We start from the raw sequence: 16,382 nt of genomic DNA on the forward strand, positions 1-16,382 counted from the left end.
AGCCGTGACCCGAGCCGTCGGATCGTCACCTCGCAGGGGCGCTATGGCACGTCCGGCACGGCCGAGCCGTCGACCACCCAGCCGGACCGTGTGCAACAGTCCGGATCGACACCCGCGGCCACGAACGCCGGGGCCGACCCGGCGACCGTCACGTCCTCGAAGGTGACACCCCGCACCGACGCCCCCGGCTCCGCGACGACGCCGACCTGCCAGGGAGCGTCGTCCCGGGTCCCCCGGATGCCGAGTCCGGAGACGGCGACGTCCTCGGGTGGCTGGTCGGGACGGCCGGCGTAGACCAGGACGGCGCCGTGGCCGACGGAGGGATCGGTGTTGCCGGCCACGACCCGGAACCCCGAGACGTCGACGTGGCGCGGCGCGAACGTGTGGTAGGGCGCCCCCTCCGACGCGATGTACAACCCCGCCGCGCTGCTCCGCTCCACCAGCCCGTCCACGACGGTGACGTCCTCGCCTCCGACCACGCTGACACCACGGCCCCAGGTGGTGTCCCGCACCGTCGCGTCCTCGATCCGCACCCGGCGGACGGGGAGCCCGTCACCGAGGTAGGAGACGACCGCGACACCGTCGTCCCCGGTCCCCGAGACCACGGCCCCGCGGACGACCCCGTCGTGTGCGCCGCCCGTGACGTGCACGCCGTCGGCGCGGGTGTCGCGCACGTGGACGTCCTCCACCCGGAACCGCGCTGCTCCGGTGCCCACGTAGATCCCGGCCGCCGCGGACCCGTCGATGGTCACGTCGCGGACGACGACACCGCGGTGGCCGGTCACGCGGAGCTTCATCTGCTCGAAGGCGTCCCACCGGCGGCTCGTGCTGCGCATCCCGAACGTGACGCCGTCGACGAGGACGTCGTCCGCGTCGACCACGACCGCTGACCGCGCCTCCTCCACGGCCACCAGCGAGCCGGCGCCGGCCAGGCGGGTCCCCGGCACCCGGATCGTCAGGACGTCCGAGTGGAGGAAGGTCCGGCCTGCCGGCAGCACGAGGGTGTCACCGGGGCGCAACGCGTCCAGCGCCCGCTGCAGGGCCGACGTGTCGTCCGTCCTCCCGTCGCCTGCGGCTCCGAAGTCCATCGGGGTGCAGCGACGGGCGCCGGTGTCACCGCGGGTCACCGCCAGCGTCGCCACGAGCAGCCCGACGAAGAGGACGACGGCCGGCCGGCTCCTCCGCATCCGGACCAGCCGCCCGTCACCCGCTGCCGTCGGCACGCGACAGCGACATCGGCAGGTCCTGCACGAGGACCCGACCGGGTCTGCCCCGGTCGCTCCCGAAGAGGGTGAACGAGGCGGTCACCGGCTCGTCCAGCAGGTCGGTGTGCGCGGTGCCGAACCACAGGCCCACCGTGTACTCCCCGACGTTCAGGATCGGCGGCACCTCCAGCGTCACGCACCAGCGTCCCTGCGGGATGGGACGCGGACCGCCGTCACTGAGCATCTGGTCGAGCACCCGCACCCCCGAGGCGGTGGTGACGAACAGGGCCACGTCCAGACCGGGCACGTCCTCCGCGACGGAGAAGTCGACCTCGACGCGGATCGGTTCGTCGCGGACGAGCGCCGACCCGGCCGCGCCCACCGCCGAGTGCACCCCGACCCCGTGCACGGTGACCGGCCCGCCGCTGACCAGCGGGCCGGAGCCGTGCTGCCCGATCCCACCGGATGCGAGGTAGTCGCGGACGAGCTCCCGGGTGTCCCCTGACGCCCGCACCTGGCCCGCGTCCAGCCACAGCGACCGCCGGCACAGCGAGGTCAACGCGTCGAGGTCGTGACTGACGAAGACGATGGTGCGTCCCTCGCTGCCGGCCTCCTCCATGCGGCCCAGGCACTTGCGCTGGAACTCGGCGTCCCCGACGGCGAGCACCTCGTCGACCACCAGCACGTCCGGATCGAGGTGCGCCGCGACCGCGAAGGCCAGCCGCAGGTACATGCCGCTGGAGTAGCGCTTGACAGGGGTGTCCAGGAACCGCTCCACGCCGGAGAAGTCGACGATGGCGTCGAACGCCCGGCTGATGTCCCGGCGCGACATCCCGAGGATGGCGCCGTTGAGGTAGACGTTCTCCCGGCCGGTCAGCTCCTGGTGGAACCCGGTCCCGACCTCCAGCAGTGCTGCCACCCTGCCCCGGGTCCTCGACACCCCCGCGGTCGGCGAGGTGATCCCCGCCAGCACCTTGAGCACGGTGCTCTTGCCCGCGCCGTTGCGGCCGAGGACGCCGAGCGTCTCGCCGTCGGCCACCGAGAAGCTGACGTCCCGGAGGGACCAGACCTCCTTGGCCGCCGTCCCCCTGCGCGGCCTGATGATCCGCTTGGCCGCGGCGACGAGGGCCTCGCGCGCGTTCGCGCGGTCACCGAGGACGTACCGCTTGCTGACGTCCTCGAACTGGATCCGGTCCACCTCAGATCACGTCCGCGAAGGACCGCTGGGCCCGGTTGAAGTACCGGGCGCCGGTGGCGAGGAGCACCGCGGAGGAGGCGACCGACACCGCGAGCGGCCATCCCGGCCAGGGCGTGCCGGTCAGGGCGAACCGTCCCAGCGCGATGGGGCCGGCCATGGGGTTGAGGGCGTACACCCACTCCTGCCACCCGGAGAACTGGCTCGCCCCGTACGCCACGGGGCTGGCGAACAGCCAGAGCTGCAGCAACGGGGCGATCGCGTGCTGGACGTCCCGGTACCGGACGTTGAGCGCGGAGACCCACAGCGCCACGCCGGCCGCCGTCAGGACCAGGAGCAGCAGCCACGCCGGGGCCGTCAGCAGCTGCACGCCCGGGGACACCCCGTAGTACGCGGCGAGCGCCCCTACGAGCACCAGCGACACCCCGAGGTCGACGGCCGGCGGCAGGAGTGAGGACGCCGGCGCCGCGATCCGCGGGAAGTAGACCTTGGTGACGAGGTTCACGTTGGAGGCGAGGACCGTGCTGGCGGACACCACGCTGCTGGAGAAGTACGTCCAGGTCACCATCCCGACCAGAGCGAACAGCGGGTACGGGATCCCGTCACTGGACACCCCCGCCAGCCGGCTGAACACGACGGTGAACACCGCGACGCTCGCGATCGGCTGGGCGAGCACCCAGACGACGCCGAGGACCGCCTGCCGGTACCTCAGCCGCAGGTCCCTCAGCGCGAAGTACCCGATGAGTTCCCGCGCCCTCCAGAGGTCGGTCCAAGGAGCCTCCTGCGACACACCCCGCGACGTGTTCTCGCTCCACTTCACCGCGTCCCCGTCACTACGCACGCTGGCCATCATGCGATGTCGGGTGCGTCTCCACGTCCCGGCGGCGCCGGAACCGGCCACGCCGTCCCACGAGTGGGGGCGCCCGACGACCCCCACCCCGTGGCGGGAGAGCAGGACGGGGTCGGTCGTGTGGTGCGTCGAGGGTGTGGGCGATGCAGGCGTCGGCCGGCTGCTCGCCGCTCGACTGCGGGAGGCGCCGGCGCCCCCGGCCCGGACGTCCCCGCCACTGCCGGAGCCGGTGTCCACGATGCACGGGCGGCGGAGGCCCCCGATCTGCCGGAGCCGTCTCAGCCGGCCTCGACCGAACCGGTCCGGGCCCGCCGCCGGCGCCGCAGCCACACGACGCCGGCCGCGACGAGGGCGGCCGTGGCGACCACGGCGAGCACCCACGGCGACCCGGCGCGCTCGGCCCACGCCCGCAGCCCCGGCACCGCGGCACCCACTCCCACCTGCAGCGCGGTCGTGGGGACGAGAGCCAGCGCGGTACCCGCGGCGTAGGCCCGGAACGGCACGGCGGACAACCCCGCCGCGTGGCTCAGCACGGCGAACGGCGCCATGGGCAGCACCCGCGCGACGAGGACCGTGACGAAGCCCCGGCCGGCCACCGCCCGGTCGACGGCGGTCAGCCGCGGTCCGGCCAGGCGCACCGCGGTCTCGCGCCCGAGGGACCGGGACAGGCCGAAGGCGGCCAGCGCAGCGAGCAGCCCTCCGGCGTAGGCCACGGCCGCGCCGGTCCAGAACCCGAGGACGACGCCGAGCAGCACGCACAGCGCCGACCGCGGCACCGGCCCGACCAGCAGGGCTCCCTTCCCGAGGGCCAGCAGCACGAGCCCCGCCGCCCCGGCGCCCTCGACCCAGCGGCGCACCGTGCCGACGTCGGGCAGCTCGACGGTCAGCGCGACGACGGTGCCGGCGACGAGGACGGCGAGCAGCACGCCCACCCGCACCCACGTCGTCCGCACCCGCCCATGGTGCCGTGCCGGGCCGTCGTCCCGGGTCTGCACACTGGGGAGACCGCCCGCCGTCCCCGTCCGAGGAGCCCGATGCGCCCGCCCGTCCGGACCCGTCCGGCCGCCCTGCTCGCGCTCGTCTGCCTGGTCCTCGCCGCCTGCTCGGGCTCCCCGGACCCCAGCGCGGAGCCGAGCCGCAGCACCTCCAGCAGCAGCACCGCGCCGACCACGTCGGCCGAGCCGACGACGCCGCCCGCGGACCCGGTCGCGCAGCAGGTGGACGCCGCACTCAGCGGCATGGACCGCCGCGCGCAGGTGGCGCAGCTGTTCGTCGTCGGCGTCCCGCTCGAGGACCTGTCCCCCGGCGACGCCCTGGTCGCCGAGGGCGTGGGCGGCGTCTTCCTCGCCGGCCGCTCGCAGGCCGCGGCGACCGACCTCGCCGCCGTCACCGGGCGCTGGACGGACGCCGCGCCCGGGCCCCGGCCCTGGATCGCCGTCGACCAGGAGGGCGGGCAGGTGCAGGCGCTGCAGGGCCCGGGCTTCGACCGGCTGCCTCCCGCGGACGAGCAGGGGCAGCTCCCGCCCGAGCAGCTCACCGCCCTCGCCGGCACCCTCGGCGCCCAGCTCGCCGCGGCCGGGATCAACCTGGACCTCGCGCCGGTGGCCGACGTCGTCCCGGCCGGCACGGAGGCCGCGAACGACCCGATCGGGGCCTTCGGGCGCCAGTACGGGAACACCGCGGCCGACGTCGTCCCCGACGTCCGCGCCGTGGTCGACGGGCTGGCCGCCCACGGCGTCACCGCGACGCTCAAGCACTTCCCCGGGCTCGGGCTGGTCGACGCCAACACCGACGAGGCCGCCGGCGTCACCGACGACGTGACCACCGCCAACAGCGAGCAGGTGGCCGCCTTCGGCGAGCTCGCCCGCTCCGCCGCCGACCCGTTCGTGATGCTCTCCTCGGCCACCTACCCCCGGCTGGACCCCGGCGCGCCGGCCACCTTCTCGCGGCAGGTGGTCACGACGCTGCTGCGCGGGTTCCTCGGCTTCGACGGCGTGGTCATCACCGACGACGTCGGCGCGGCGGCGGCGTTCGAGGACGTGCCCCCCGGCGACCGCGCCGTCCGCTTCCTCGAGGCCGGCGGCACGCTCGTGCTCACCGTGACCGAGGACGTCTACCCCGAGATGCGCGACGCCGTCGTCGCCCGCGCCGAGGCCGACCCGGAGTTCTCGGCCACCGTCGACGCCGCCGTCCGCACCGCGCTCACCGCGAAGGCCGAGGCCGGCCTGCTGGGGTGATCCCGCGCGTGGTGCGTTGACCGCCCGTGCGGCCGAACCGATGCTGGCGGCCGGACGACGGGCGGCTCCGTCGCGCACGCACGGGGAGCACCGAATGACCGATCCGCACGCCTGGCAGGCCGCTCACTGGACCGCGCCGGGACCTCCTGCGCCGGTCACGAGACCGGGTCAGGCAACCGCCGCGGCGGTGCTGGCGTTCGTGCAGGCCGGCCTCCTCCTGGTCCTCGTCCTGGCGGTCACCGTCACCGCGCTGGCCGACGACGTCCCCGGCGCCGACGTCGGGATCGCCGTCCTGGTCGTCCTGGCCGCCTGCACGGTCGCGGCGCTGGACCTGCTCGGCGGGCTGCTCCTGCTGCGCGGGGCCGGGCGCACGCTGCTGCTGGTCACCTCGTGGGTGGAGGCGGGCCTGCTCGGCCTGGTCCTGCTGGCCGCCCTCGTCGACCTCGCCGACGGTCCGTCGTACGACCCCACGCGCGACGCCGTCGCGCTGCTGCTCGTCGTCGTCCTGCTGGCTCTACCGGTGGCGCGGCTGCTCCTGCTCACCCGGCCGCCGGTCGCCGCCTGGGTCGCCGGGTGGCAGCGGGCGCGCACCGGTCCGCCGGTGTGGGCGCCGTACCCGGGGCAGTGGGTCCCGGGCCCCGCCGCGCCGGCCGCCCCCTCCGGCGTGCTGGTGGCGAGCCTGGTGCCGGCGGGCGTCCTCGCCCTGGTGGCCACGGTGGCGATCACCGTGGGCGGCACCACGGACCTCCCCGTCGAGGCGTTCGGCCACACCGGCTCCGGCTCGCCGTCGGATCCCCCGTCACCCGGCGACCCCGCCTTCGACCTGCAGTTCGACGGCGACGCGCGGGACTGTCAGGCCGGCGACATGGCCGCCTGCGACGACCTCTACCTCGAGACGCCGGTCGACGACCCGTACGAGACCTACGGCTCCACCTGCGGCGGCCGGCTCGACGACGAGACGTACGGCGGCTGCGTCGGCGTCTTCGGCCCCACCGACTGACCGGTCCGGCCTCAGGTCACGAGGCTCGGCGCCCCTCGGGCGGGGCCTGGTCGTCGCTGTGGAACGACCGGTCACCCCGGGACTCCCGGCGGTCAGCGGCCTGGATCACCCTGCCCACGCCCACCGCGACGACGACCGCGAGAACGGCCCACACCCCCAGCGCCCACACCCACCACGGCACGTCTCCCCCTGCTGACGGACGGCCCCTGTGGCCCCACGGGGTGACTACCCGTGGGACACGTGGCGACACACCCGGTGGCGACGCGCGCCGAACGCGCTCCCCCGTGATCTCCACCGGACGCGTTGCTCGCAACAGGATAGGCCGGGTACACATGATGCGGACGCGTCTCCAACCACCGGGACGGGATCGCCCGTGCACGCGGGCACACGACCGGGAAGGCGGCAGTGGGGGACCCAGGCAGGACCGGGCGGCTCGGCAGCGCTCCGGAGCAGCGGCACATCGACGAGATCGCCTCGGCACTGCGCGGTGAACTGGCGATGCAGGCCGCCGGCATCGGCACCTTCGACTGGGACCTCCGCACCGGCGTCCTCGACTGGGACGAGCGCCTCGTGGCGCTGTTCGGGTACGACGGCGCGGGCTTCGACCGCAGCATCGAGGGCTTCTCCGCCCGGCTGCACCCGGACGACCGCGCCGAGGTCATGGCCGCGCTGCAGGCCGCCGTCGACGCGTGCGGCGACTTCAGCGCGCTGTACCGCATCGCCCTGCCCGACGGCGCCGTCCGCTGGATCTCCGCCCAGGGGCGCGCGCTGAGCGGCGTGGACGGGGTGGCCACCCGGCTGCTCGGCGCCGCCTACGACGTCACCGACCAGCGCGGCGAGTCCCTCGGCGTCACCCAGGTCCTCGAGGCCATGCCCGCCGGCTTCTACTCGCTGAGCCCCGACTGGCGCTTCACCCACGTCAACGCCGAGGCCGAGCGGCTGCTGGGCCGCCGCCGGGAGGACCTGCTCGGCGAGGACATCTGGGAGACCTTCCCCGCCGCCGTCAGCTCGGTGTTCGAGGAGAGCTACCGCCGCGCGGTGGAGACCCGCCGGCCGGTCTCCTTCGACGCCTACTACCCCGCACCGCTCGACGGCTGGTACGAGTTGCGCGCCTGGCCGACCGCGGAGGGCCTGTCGGTCTACTTCATCGAGGTCACCGACCGGGTCCGCGCCCAGGAGGAACTCCGCCGCGCCGCCGAGCGGACGCTCACCGTGGCCCGCATCAGCACCGAGCTGGCCGGGTCGATGGACGCCGAGTTCGCCACCGGCCAGGTGCCCCGCATGGTCGTCCCCGCACTCGCCGACGCGTGCATCGTCAGCGTCCTCGACGAGCAGGGCCACACCCGGGGCGTGAGCTCCTGGCACGCCGACGAGGCGTCGCGGGAGCTGCTGCAGGACTACGCCCGCTCCCGCGCGGCCGCGCTGACCAGCCTCCCGGCGGTGAGCCGGATGCTCAGCACCGGCGAGCCGCTCCTGCTGTCCGGCGAGGAGGCCCTCGCCACCACCCCGGCCGGCGAGCCCCGCAGGCTGCTGTCCCGGCTGGCGCCCACCGCGGCGGTGGCCCTGCCCCTGCGTGGACGCGGCCACACCCTGGGCCTGGTCTCGCTGCTCTACACCGACGGCCGCATCCCGACCCCGGAGGAGGTCGCCACCCTCCGCGACGTCGCCGAGCGTCTCGGGATGGCCCTCGACAACGCCCGCCTCTACGGCGCCCAGCGGCACCTGGCCCTCCAGCTGCAGCGCTCGATGCTCACCGCGCCGCCCGAGCCGGACCACGCCGAGATCGTCGTCCGGTACCTCCCCGCCGCCGAGACGGCCGCCGTCGGCGGCGACTGGTACGACGCGTTCCTGCAGGCCGACGGCGCCACCACGCTCGTCATCGGCGACGTCGCCGGCCACGACGCCGCCGCCGCCGCGACGATGGGCCAACTGCGCAGCCTGGTCCGCGGCATCGCCGTCGCCACCGGTGCCGGGCCGGCCGCGGTGCTGCGCGACCTGGACCGCGCGATGGAGCTGCTGCAGTTCGGCACCCTCGCCACCGCCGCCGTCGCCCGCCTGGAGCAGACGCCCGGGGAGATCGGGCGCGGCACCACCCGGATGCGCTGGTCCAACGCCGGGCACACGCCGCCCATCGTGCTCACGGCCGACGGCGAGGTGCGCGTGCTGGCGCCCGAGCGGGCCGACGTGCTGCTCGGCGTCGACCCGGAGCGGCCGCGGACCGAGTCCGTCGTCGAGCTCGACCGCGGCACGACCGTGCTGCTCTACACCGACGGCCTGGTCGAGCGGCGCGACGCCGACCTCGACGCCGGCACCGCCCGGCTCACCGCCGCGCTGGCCGAGCTCGGCGACCGGCCGCTGCAGGAGCTGTGCGACCTGCTGGTCGAGCACATGGTCGACGGCCACCCGGACGACGACGTCGCGCTGGTCGCCGTCCGCCTGCACCCGCAGGACCGGCCCCGGCCCGCCGTCGCCGGCCCCGGCGACGTGCCGGCCTCCGTCCCCCCGGACCCGGCCACGCCCGCCGCCGGCGCTCTGGGGTGGGGACGGTGATCGTCGTGACCGCCGCGGGCGGACCCACCGGCACCGCGGTCGTCCGGGCGCTGCGGGCCCGCGGCGAGCGGGTGCGCGCCGTCGTCGCCACCCCGCGGCCGCGGCCGGAGCTCGAGGCGCTGGGCGCGGAGGTCGTCGTCGCCGACCTCGCCGGGGACCCGGCGCCCGCGCTGGCCGGCGCCGGCGCCCTCCACCTGGTCTGGCCGAACTTCGACCCGCGCGAGGCCGACGCCGCGCCCGCCGTGCTGCGCGCCGCCGCGCGGGCCGGGGCGGCGCGGCTGGTCTACCACTCGGTGCTCCGGCCGCAGGTGCGGTCGATGCCGCACCACGCCGCCAAGGACCGCGTCGAGGAGGCGCTCGACGACGCCGTCGCCGGCACCGGCGCCCGCTGGCGGGTGCTGCAGCCGTGCGCCTACGCCGACAACCTCGACGCGCAGGTGGCCGCCGCGGCGGAGACCGGCGAGCTGCGCAGCCCGTGGGGCCTGGAGCGGGCGCAGTCCTTCGTCGACCTGCGCGACGTCGCCGAGGCCGCGGCGGTGCTGCTCACCGAGGACGGCCTCGACAGCGGCACCTTCGAGGCGGCCGGCCCCGAGGAGCTGACCGCGCCCGACGTCGCCCGGCTCGTGGGCGGGCACCTCGGCCGGGAGGTCACCGCCGTCGACGCCGCCCCGCCCGAGGACGACGGCTCCTACGCCCGCCGCTGCCTGACGACCATGTTCGCCGAGTACCGGGCGCACGGGTTCACCGGCAGCCCGCGGGTGCTCACCGCGCTGCTCGGCCGCCCGCCGCGGACCTTCGCCGACCACCTCCGCGGGTGGCGCCCCGCGGAGGCGCTCAGCGGGTGACGGTCGGGGCGTGCCCGTTCTGCCGGGCGGCGAGCCGCTCACGCTGCGGGACCACCGTGTACTTGGGGTCCCGGGCGCTGGCCAGCCCGGCCTCGAAGACGCCGAAGCGGGTGAGCAGCGAGCCGGCGGCCAACAGCAACCCGGACACCACCGCTCCGGCCCGACGGCGCCCGGCGACGACGGTCAGCGCCGCGCCCGCCGCGGTGCAGGCCTTGGCCGCGCGCAGCAGCGTCCCGGGCCGGCCCTCGTTGTACGGCTCGCTGACGATCCCGTGGTCGTTCTCCACCTGGTGCATCACGGCCAGCTCGATCGCCGCGCCGGCCACCGCGGTGCGCCGCGACGGCCCGGCCTCGGCCACCGGCGTGAACACCATGGTCATCCCGCCGCCGGCCGCCATCGCGGAGCCGCCGAAGACGAACGGCAGCTGCCGGTGCGCCGCGTGCCAGGACGGCACCGCGGTGTTGGCCAGCAGCACCCCGGTGTAGGTGGCCAGCGGCCCGCCGAACAGCGCCGACACCACGCCGCCGAAGCGCTTGAGCCGCGGGAACCAGCCCAGCAGCTCGACCGCCGCCGTCGCCCCGGCCGCCGCGCCGAAGGGCGCGAGGATGTAGGAGCCGACCGACAGCGGCGAGGTCGGCTTGAACACCCGCAGCATGTGCAGGAACCGCTCGGGCCGGCCGAGGTCGTGGATGAGGAAGACCACCGACGCGACCGCGCCGCCGCCAGCGGTGAACCGGCCGACCCGGGTCAGCACCGGCCGGCCGGTGACGTCGGCGACCGCCGCCAGGATCGACGACGACCCCGCCATGCCGCCGAGGAACAGGTACAGCGGGACGTCGGGCGACTTCCACACCGGCGGCTTGATGATCGGGCGCCCGTAGTACGAGGTGAACTGGGCGTCGTCGACCATCGGCACCTCGCCGCCGCCGCCGCGCCGCCCGCCCCCGCGCCGTCGCTTGCCGCGGGCCTCCGCCGCCGGGCCGTCGGCCCGCCGCCAGCCCGCGCCCGGCGTGGTCAGGCCCTCCGTCACGGCCGCCGCCCCAGGAACGACGAGAGCACGACGCCGGCGATCATCGCCGCGCCGGCCGCCGCCGCCCGCCACATCGCGGGCAGGTCGCGGGTGGTGACCACCGGGTCCGGGGGCAGGCCGTAGACCTCCGGCTCGTCGAGCAGCAGGAAGAACGCCCCGTTGCCGCCGACGCCGTCGTCCTCGTCCCGGCCGTAGAGCCGGGCGGTCTCCACGCCCTGTGACTTCAGCGTGGCGAGGCGGGCGTCGGCGCGGGCCTGCAGCTCGTCGAGGTTGCCGAACTGGATCGACTGGGTCGGGCACGCGGTGGCGCACGCCGGCTGCAGCCCGTCGGTGAGCCGGTCGTAGCACATCGTGCACTTGAAGGCCCGGCCGTCGCCCTCGCGGGTCTGGATGACGCCGTACGGGCAGCCGATGACGCAGTAGCCGCAGCCGTTGCAGATGTCGCCCTGGACGACGACGGTGCCGAACTCGGTGCGGAACAGCGCCCCGGTCGGGCAGACGTCGAGGCAGCCGGCGTGCGTGCAGTGCTTGCAGACGTCGGAGCTCATCAGCCAGCGGATCTGCTTGTCGGTGCCGCTCTGCCCGGTCTGCGGGTCGAACTCCGACAGCGCCTCGGCGTTGAGCACGCTGGACTGCTGCGCCGCGGCGAGGCTGCCGTCGTTGTCGCCCTCGGCCACCGACGGCCCGCTGCCCCGCCGGTCGTCGCCCGGGCGGCCGAAGGTCGGCATCGGCAGGTCGACGGTGCGGGACTGCTCGACGAACGCCACGTGCCGCCAGGAGTTGGCCCCGAGCTGCCCGGTGTTGTCGTAGGACATGCCGGACAGCCCGATGACGTCGCGCACGCCGTGCGAGTCGTCCATCGGCAGCGTGTTCCACTCCTTGCACGCCACCTCGCAGGCCTTGCAGCCGATGCACACCGAGGTGTCGGTGAAGAAGCCCACCCGCGCCGGGTGGTCCGGGTCGTAGCCGGCCTGCCCGGTCACGTCCGGCACCGGCCCGTACAGCCGGTTCTCCGGGTCGTGCCCGGTGAACGCCGCACTCGCCGAGCTGATCGGGGTCATGCCGGCCTCCTCACTGCTGCGATCCCTCGCCGGCCTCGGCGGCGACCGGGTCGCGGCCGTTGACCCCGACCCGCCCCGACCCCACGCCCGCGCGGCGCCGGTAGCCCTCCACGAACTCGATCAGCTCGGGACCGCGCGGGCGCCGTCCCGGGACGATGTCGGCGGTGCTGACCTTGTCCTCCTGGATGTGGGTGTTCGGGTCGAGCACGATGCCGAGCAGGTCGTTGGCCGAGTCGCCGGTGGAGATGCCGCTGTAGGACCAGTGGTAGGGCATCCCGATCTGGTGCACGACCTGGCCGTCCCGCAGCCGGATCGGTCGCATCCGCTCGGTGACCAGCACCTTCGCCTCGATCGCCGTCCGCGTGCTGACCAGCGTGGCGTACTCCCCGTTGACCAGCCCGCGCAGCGCGGCCAGCTCCGGGCTGACCTCGACGAAGAACTCCGGCTGGAGCTCGGACAGGTAGGGCAGCGTCCGGCTCATCCCGCCCGCCGTGTGGTGCTCGGTCAGCCGGTAGGTGGTCACCTGGAACGGGAAGACCGGGCTCAGCGGCGGGTTCTCCCGGTTCCACGGGCCCTCGATGTGCTCCATCGTCGGGTTCGCCTGCTGCTTGTAGAGGGCGTTCTCGACGACGGACTCCGCCGGCTCGTAGTGCGTCGGCAGCGGCCCGTCGACGACGCCCGCGGGCGCGTACAGCCAGGCCTTCCCGTCCCCCTGCATGATGAACGGGTCGGCGCCGCCGATCGCGTCCTGCGCCCGGGCCCCCTCCGGCGGCACGTAGTCCGGCCGCTTGGTGGCCTCGAAGTCCGGGTTGTCGGCGCCGGTCCAGCGGCCGGCCTCCTCGTCCCACCAGACGTACTTCTTGCGCTCGCTCCACGGCCTGCCGTCGGGGTCGGCCGAGGCGCGGTTGTAGAGGATGCGCCGGTTGTACGGCCACGCCCAGCCCCACTCGGAGGCGACCTGGCCCTGCTCACGGCCGGGCTTGCGGCGGGCGGACTGGTTGACCTCGTCGGCGTAGACGCCGGAGTAGATCCAGCAGCCGCACGACGTCGACCCGTCGTCCTCGAGCTCCATGTACCCGGAGACGGCGCGCCCGTCGGGACCCACGCCGTTGATCTCCCGCAGCACGTCCTCGGCGCTGGGCTCCCGGTCGGGGCCGTGCGTCGGGTAGTCCCAGGTGAGGTCGAGCAGCGGGCGGTCGCGCGGGTCGGTCGAGCCGGCCAGCCGCTCGCGCAGGATGCGGCCGAGGTGGAAGTAGAACCACAGGTCGCTCCGGGCGTCGCCCGGCGGGTCGACGGCCTTGTGCCGCCACTGCAGCAGCCGCTGGGTCTGGGTGAAGGTCCCCTCCTTCTCCGCGTGCGACGCCGCGGGCATGAAGAAGACCTCGGTGGCGATCGTCTCCGGGGCGAGCTCGCCGGTCTCGATCTCCGGCGACTCCTTCCAGAAGGTCGCCGACTCGATCATCTGCAGGTCGCGGACGACCAGCCAGTCGAGGTTGGCCAGCCCGAACCGGTTCATCCGGCCGTTGGGGTGGCCGACCGTGGGGTTCTCGCCGACCAGGAAGTAGCCGGAGATCTTCCCCTCGATCATGTCCTTGATCTGGCGGTAGGAGCTGTGGTCGCCGTCGATCAGCGGCATGTAGCCGAAGGCGAAGTCGTTCTCGGGCGTCGCGGCGTCGCCCCACCAGGCCTTGAGCAGGCTGACGATGTAGGCGCGTTTGTTGCCCCAGAAGCCGGCCTTGCCGGCGGCGTCGGCGCAGTAGTCGTCGAGCGACTGGTGCTGCATGGCGTGCGGCATCGGCAGGTAGCCGGGCAGCAGGTTGTACAGCGTCGGGACGTCGGTCGAGCCCTGGATGCTGGCGTGCCCGCGCAGCGCCAGGATGCCGCCGCCGGGACGGCCGATGTTGCCCAGCAGCGTCTGCAGGATCGAGCAGGTGCGGATGTACTGCGCGCCGACGCTGTGCTGCGTCCAGCCCACCGAGTACACCCACGCCGTCGTCCGGTCGCGGCCGCTGTTCTCGGTCACCCAGCGGGCGACCTGCAGGAACACCTCCGGCTCGATGCCGCAGACCTCGGCCACCATCTCCGGGGTGTAGCGGGCGAAGTGCCGCTTGAGGACCTGGAAGACCGTCCGCGGGTGCTGCAGCGTCTCGTCGCGCTTCGGCTTGGCCGCGATCGGGGGGCCGCCGCTGCCGGCCGCCTGCGCCTTGTCGGTCTTCCGGATCTGCGGGTGGTCCTCGAGCTCGTCCTGCGCGGCGGCGCCGGCCGGGTCGTCGGAGCTTGAGTGCGGCGGCTCCTCGGGCTCGTACTGCCAGCTGGACTCGTCGTAGGTGTTGTTCTCCGGGTCGAAGCCGGAGAACAGGCCGTCGAGGTCCTCGGCGTCGACGAAGTCCTCCCTCACCAGCGCCGCGGCGTTGGTGTAGGCGACCACGTACTCCGTGAAGTACAGGTCGTTCTCGAGGACGAAGTTGATCAGCCCGCCGAGGAACGCGATGTCGGTGCCGATGCGCAGCGGCACGTGCAGGTCGGCGATCGCGCTGGTGCGGGTGAACCGCGGGTCGATGTGGACGACCTTCGCGCCGCGCGCCTTGGCCTCGCTCACCCACTGGAAACCCACCGGGTGGCACTCGGCCATGTTGGAACCCTCGATGACGATGCAGTCGGAGTTCGCGAGGTCTTCCTGGGAGTTCGTGGCACCGCCACGACCGAACGAGGCACCCAGACCGGGCACCGTGGCGGAGTGCTATATGCGCGCCTGGTTCTCGATCTGTATGGCGCCCAGGGCGCTGTACAGCTTCTTCATGAGGTAGTTCTCCTCGTTGTCGAGGGTCGCCCCTCCGAGGCTCGCCAACCCCATGGTGCGGTTCACGCGCTTGCCGTCGTTCTCGTCCTGCCAGCCCTTGCGCCGGGCCTCCAGCACGCGGTCGGCGATCATGTGCATCGCCGTGTCGAGGTCGAGGTCCTCCCACTCCGTCCCGTACGGCCGGCGGTACCTGACCGTCGTGACGCGGGTCGGGCTGGTGACCAGCGACTTGCTGGCGCTGCCCTTGGGGCAGAGCCGGCCGCGGCTGATCGGGGAGTCCGGGTCGCCCTCGATCTGGACGATCTGCTCGTCCTTCACGAAGATCCGCTGCCCGCAGCCGACGGCGCAGTACGGGCAGACGCTCTGGACGACGCGGTCGGCGGTGGCCGTGCGGCTCACCACGTTCTCCGTCGCCTTGCTCCGCGCGGCCCTGCCGCGCCCGAGCGGATCGGGGCCGGTCAGCTGCCGGAACACCGGCCAGGCGTCGAGCCAGGTCTTCACCCTGTGGACTCTGCCACTCCCGGCGCGATCCGGCGCGCGGAACGCCTCGGTACCGGTCGTGCCGGTACCGAGGCGTCCGGCGGGGTCAGCGCACGTGCACGAACTCGTCGTGACTCAGCACCAGGCCCTCGGGGCCGGGGGCGTCGGGGTCGGTCAGGCAGAACTGCACGTATCCCTCGCCCTTGAGCAGCGGCGCCTGGCCCGGCCTGCCCGGCCACGCCTCGACGAGGTCGACGGTGAACGTGCCCAGGTGGACCCGGCCGTCGCAGCTCACCGGCTCGCGGTGGCTGTCGCTCCAGGCGGCCGAGATGGCGCTGCTGCCCTCCTGCGCGAGGCGCGGGTCGGCCGAGCGGTCGGCGGTCTGCTTGACCGAGATCCACAGGTTCGCGTCCTCGGCACAGCGGTAGCGGACCTGGATCTCCGCCACGGTCGGGTCGGTCGGATCCACCCGCACCACGCCGACGACGTCGGCCTCGTAGACGGGCTTCGGCGCCGCGGCGGCGGGGGCGGCGAGGGCGAGGACGGACGTCGCGGCGAGGGCGGTGCCGGCGACAAAGGGGCGCAGACGCACGGGATCTCCTGTGATCACGGGTTGGGGACGGCGGCGGAACATGCCAGACCCGGAACCGCCCGGCCAGGGGTTCCCGCGCGGCGCCGTACCGGCCGGTACCGGGAGGGGCTACCGCCCGGCGAGGTACTCGCGCGCCAGCTCGGCCGGCGCCTTGGCCAGCCAGGCCTCGGTCACCAGCTCCCCGAGCTCCGCGACGTCGATCGCGTCCAGCTGGACCAGCACGGCGGCGTACCCGTCGAAGTGCGGCGTCGTCAGGTAGACGGCGGGGTCGTCGGCGACCAGGGCGTGCTTGACGCCCTCGTCGGCGACGGCGGCGCCGAGGACCGGGCCCTCCGGCGCGGCCTCCCCCAGCCGCTCGACGTCGGCGCGGCGCAGCGGTCGCTCCCAGACGAAGGCGCGGTCGCGGACCTTCCACGCCGCCCGGCCGTAGGAGGTGCCCTCCGTGGTCCCGGGCAGCGCGAGGGCCAGGCGCCGCACGTCCGCCCAGGTGGCCACGGCGGGAGCGTAGGGCGCGCGGGCCGGGAGCGGCCCGGGACC

Annotated in this window: 12 protein-coding genes and 1 pseudogene; 4 read left to right on the top strand and 9 right to left on the bottom strand. The window is 74.7% G+C overall.

Annotated features, from left to right (window positions below; translation table 11 throughout):
- Window positions 1-41 precede the first annotated feature (41 nt).
- From ACI79B_RS11805 to ACI79B_RS11820, 4 genes are all read right to left on the bottom strand, one after another.
- Window positions 42-1,223 (bottom strand): glycosyl hydrolase family 28-related protein, encoded by a 1,182-nt coding sequence (locus ACI79B_RS11805; protein ID WP_456928273.1) that lies wholly within the window; start codon window positions 1,221-1,223, stop codon window positions 42-44.
- Window positions 1,204-2,403: an ABC transporter ATP-binding protein gene (locus ACI79B_RS11810; protein ID WP_456928272.1), complete on the bottom strand. Its 1,200-nt coding sequence runs from the start codon at window positions 2,401-2,403 to the stop codon at window positions 1,204-1,206. The genes ACI79B_RS11805 and ACI79B_RS11810 overlap by 20 nt, the downstream gene beginning before the upstream one ends.
- Window position 2,404: 1 nt before the next feature.
- Window positions 2,405-3,241, bottom strand: coding sequence for an ABC transporter permease (locus tag ACI79B_RS11815; protein WP_456928271.1), 837 nt, complete (start codon window positions 3,239-3,241; stop codon window positions 2,405-2,407).
- Window positions 3,242-3,528: 287 nt separating this feature from the next.
- On the bottom strand, window positions 3,529-4,203 hold the full coding sequence (locus ACI79B_RS11820) for a TVP38/TMEM64 family protein (RefSeq protein WP_456928270.1): 675 nt from the start codon (window positions 4,201-4,203) through the stop codon (window positions 3,529-3,531).
- 81 nt (window positions 4,204-4,284) lie between these two features.
- Here ACI79B_RS11820 and ACI79B_RS11825 point away from each other — a divergent pair, with 81 nt between their 5' ends.
- From ACI79B_RS11825 to ACI79B_RS11840, 4 genes are all read left to right on the top strand, one after another.
- The gene (locus ACI79B_RS11825) at window positions 4,285-5,487 is read left to right on the top strand and encodes a glycoside hydrolase family 3 N-terminal domain-containing protein (RefSeq protein WP_456928269.1); all 1,203 of its coding nucleotides are present in this window, start codon (window positions 4,285-4,287) and stop codon (window positions 5,485-5,487) included.
- Window positions 5,488-5,581: 94 nt separating this feature from the next.
- Entirely contained in the window at window positions 5,582-6,487 is a 906-nt protein-coding gene (locus ACI79B_RS11830) for a hypothetical protein (RefSeq protein WP_456928268.1), read from the top strand.
- A gap of 405 nt (window positions 6,488-6,892) precedes the next feature.
- Window positions 6,893-9,037, top strand: coding sequence for a SpoIIE family protein phosphatase (locus ACI79B_RS11835; protein WP_456928267.1), 2,145 nt, complete (start codon window positions 6,893-6,895; stop codon window positions 9,035-9,037).
- Window positions 9,034-9,882, top strand: a complete 849-nt coding sequence (locus ACI79B_RS11840) for an SDR family oxidoreductase (RefSeq protein ID WP_456928266.1) — start codon at window positions 9,034-9,036, stop codon at window positions 9,880-9,882. The genes ACI79B_RS11835 and ACI79B_RS11840 overlap by 4 nt, the downstream gene beginning before the upstream one ends.
- On the opposite strand, the gene nrfD is transcribed toward ACI79B_RS11840, so the two are convergent.
- The 5 genes and pseudogenes from nrfD to ACI79B_RS11865 all read right to left on the bottom strand — a co-directional run bounded on the left by nrfD (window position 9,872) and on the right by ACI79B_RS11865 (window position 16,340).
- Window positions 9,872-10,912, bottom strand: a complete 1,041-nt coding sequence (nrfD, locus tag ACI79B_RS11845) for an NrfD/PsrC family molybdoenzyme membrane anchor subunit (RefSeq protein WP_456928265.1) — start codon at window positions 10,910-10,912, stop codon at window positions 9,872-9,874. The genes ACI79B_RS11840 and nrfD overlap by 11 nt on opposite strands.
- Window positions 10,909-11,973 carry a 4Fe-4S dicluster domain-containing protein gene (locus ACI79B_RS11850; RefSeq protein WP_456928264.1) on the bottom strand — a complete coding sequence of 355 codons (1,065 nt, stop codon included), beginning with the start codon at window positions 11,971-11,973 and terminating at the stop codon, window positions 10,909-10,911. Before ACI79B_RS11850 ends, nrfD begins: the two co-directional genes overlap by 4 nt.
- Window positions 11,974-11,983: 10 nt before the next feature.
- Window positions 11,984-15,274: pseudogene (gene fdh, locus ACI79B_RS11855) on the bottom strand (formate dehydrogenase).
- A gap of 85 nt (window positions 15,275-15,359) precedes the next feature.
- Window positions 15,360-15,845: a hypothetical protein gene (locus ACI79B_RS11860; RefSeq protein ID WP_456928263.1), complete on the bottom strand. Its 486-nt coding sequence runs from the start codon at window positions 15,843-15,845 to the stop codon at window positions 15,360-15,362.
- A gap of 108 nt (window positions 15,846-15,953) precedes the next feature.
- Window positions 15,954-16,340: an MmcQ/YjbR family DNA-binding protein gene (locus ACI79B_RS11865; RefSeq protein WP_456928262.1), complete on the bottom strand. Its 387-nt coding sequence runs from the start codon at window positions 16,338-16,340 to the stop codon at window positions 15,954-15,956.
- Window positions 16,341-16,382: the final 42 nt, after the last annotated feature.

The sequence above is a fragment of the Geodermatophilus sp. SYSU D00879 genome, assembly GCF_054050375.1.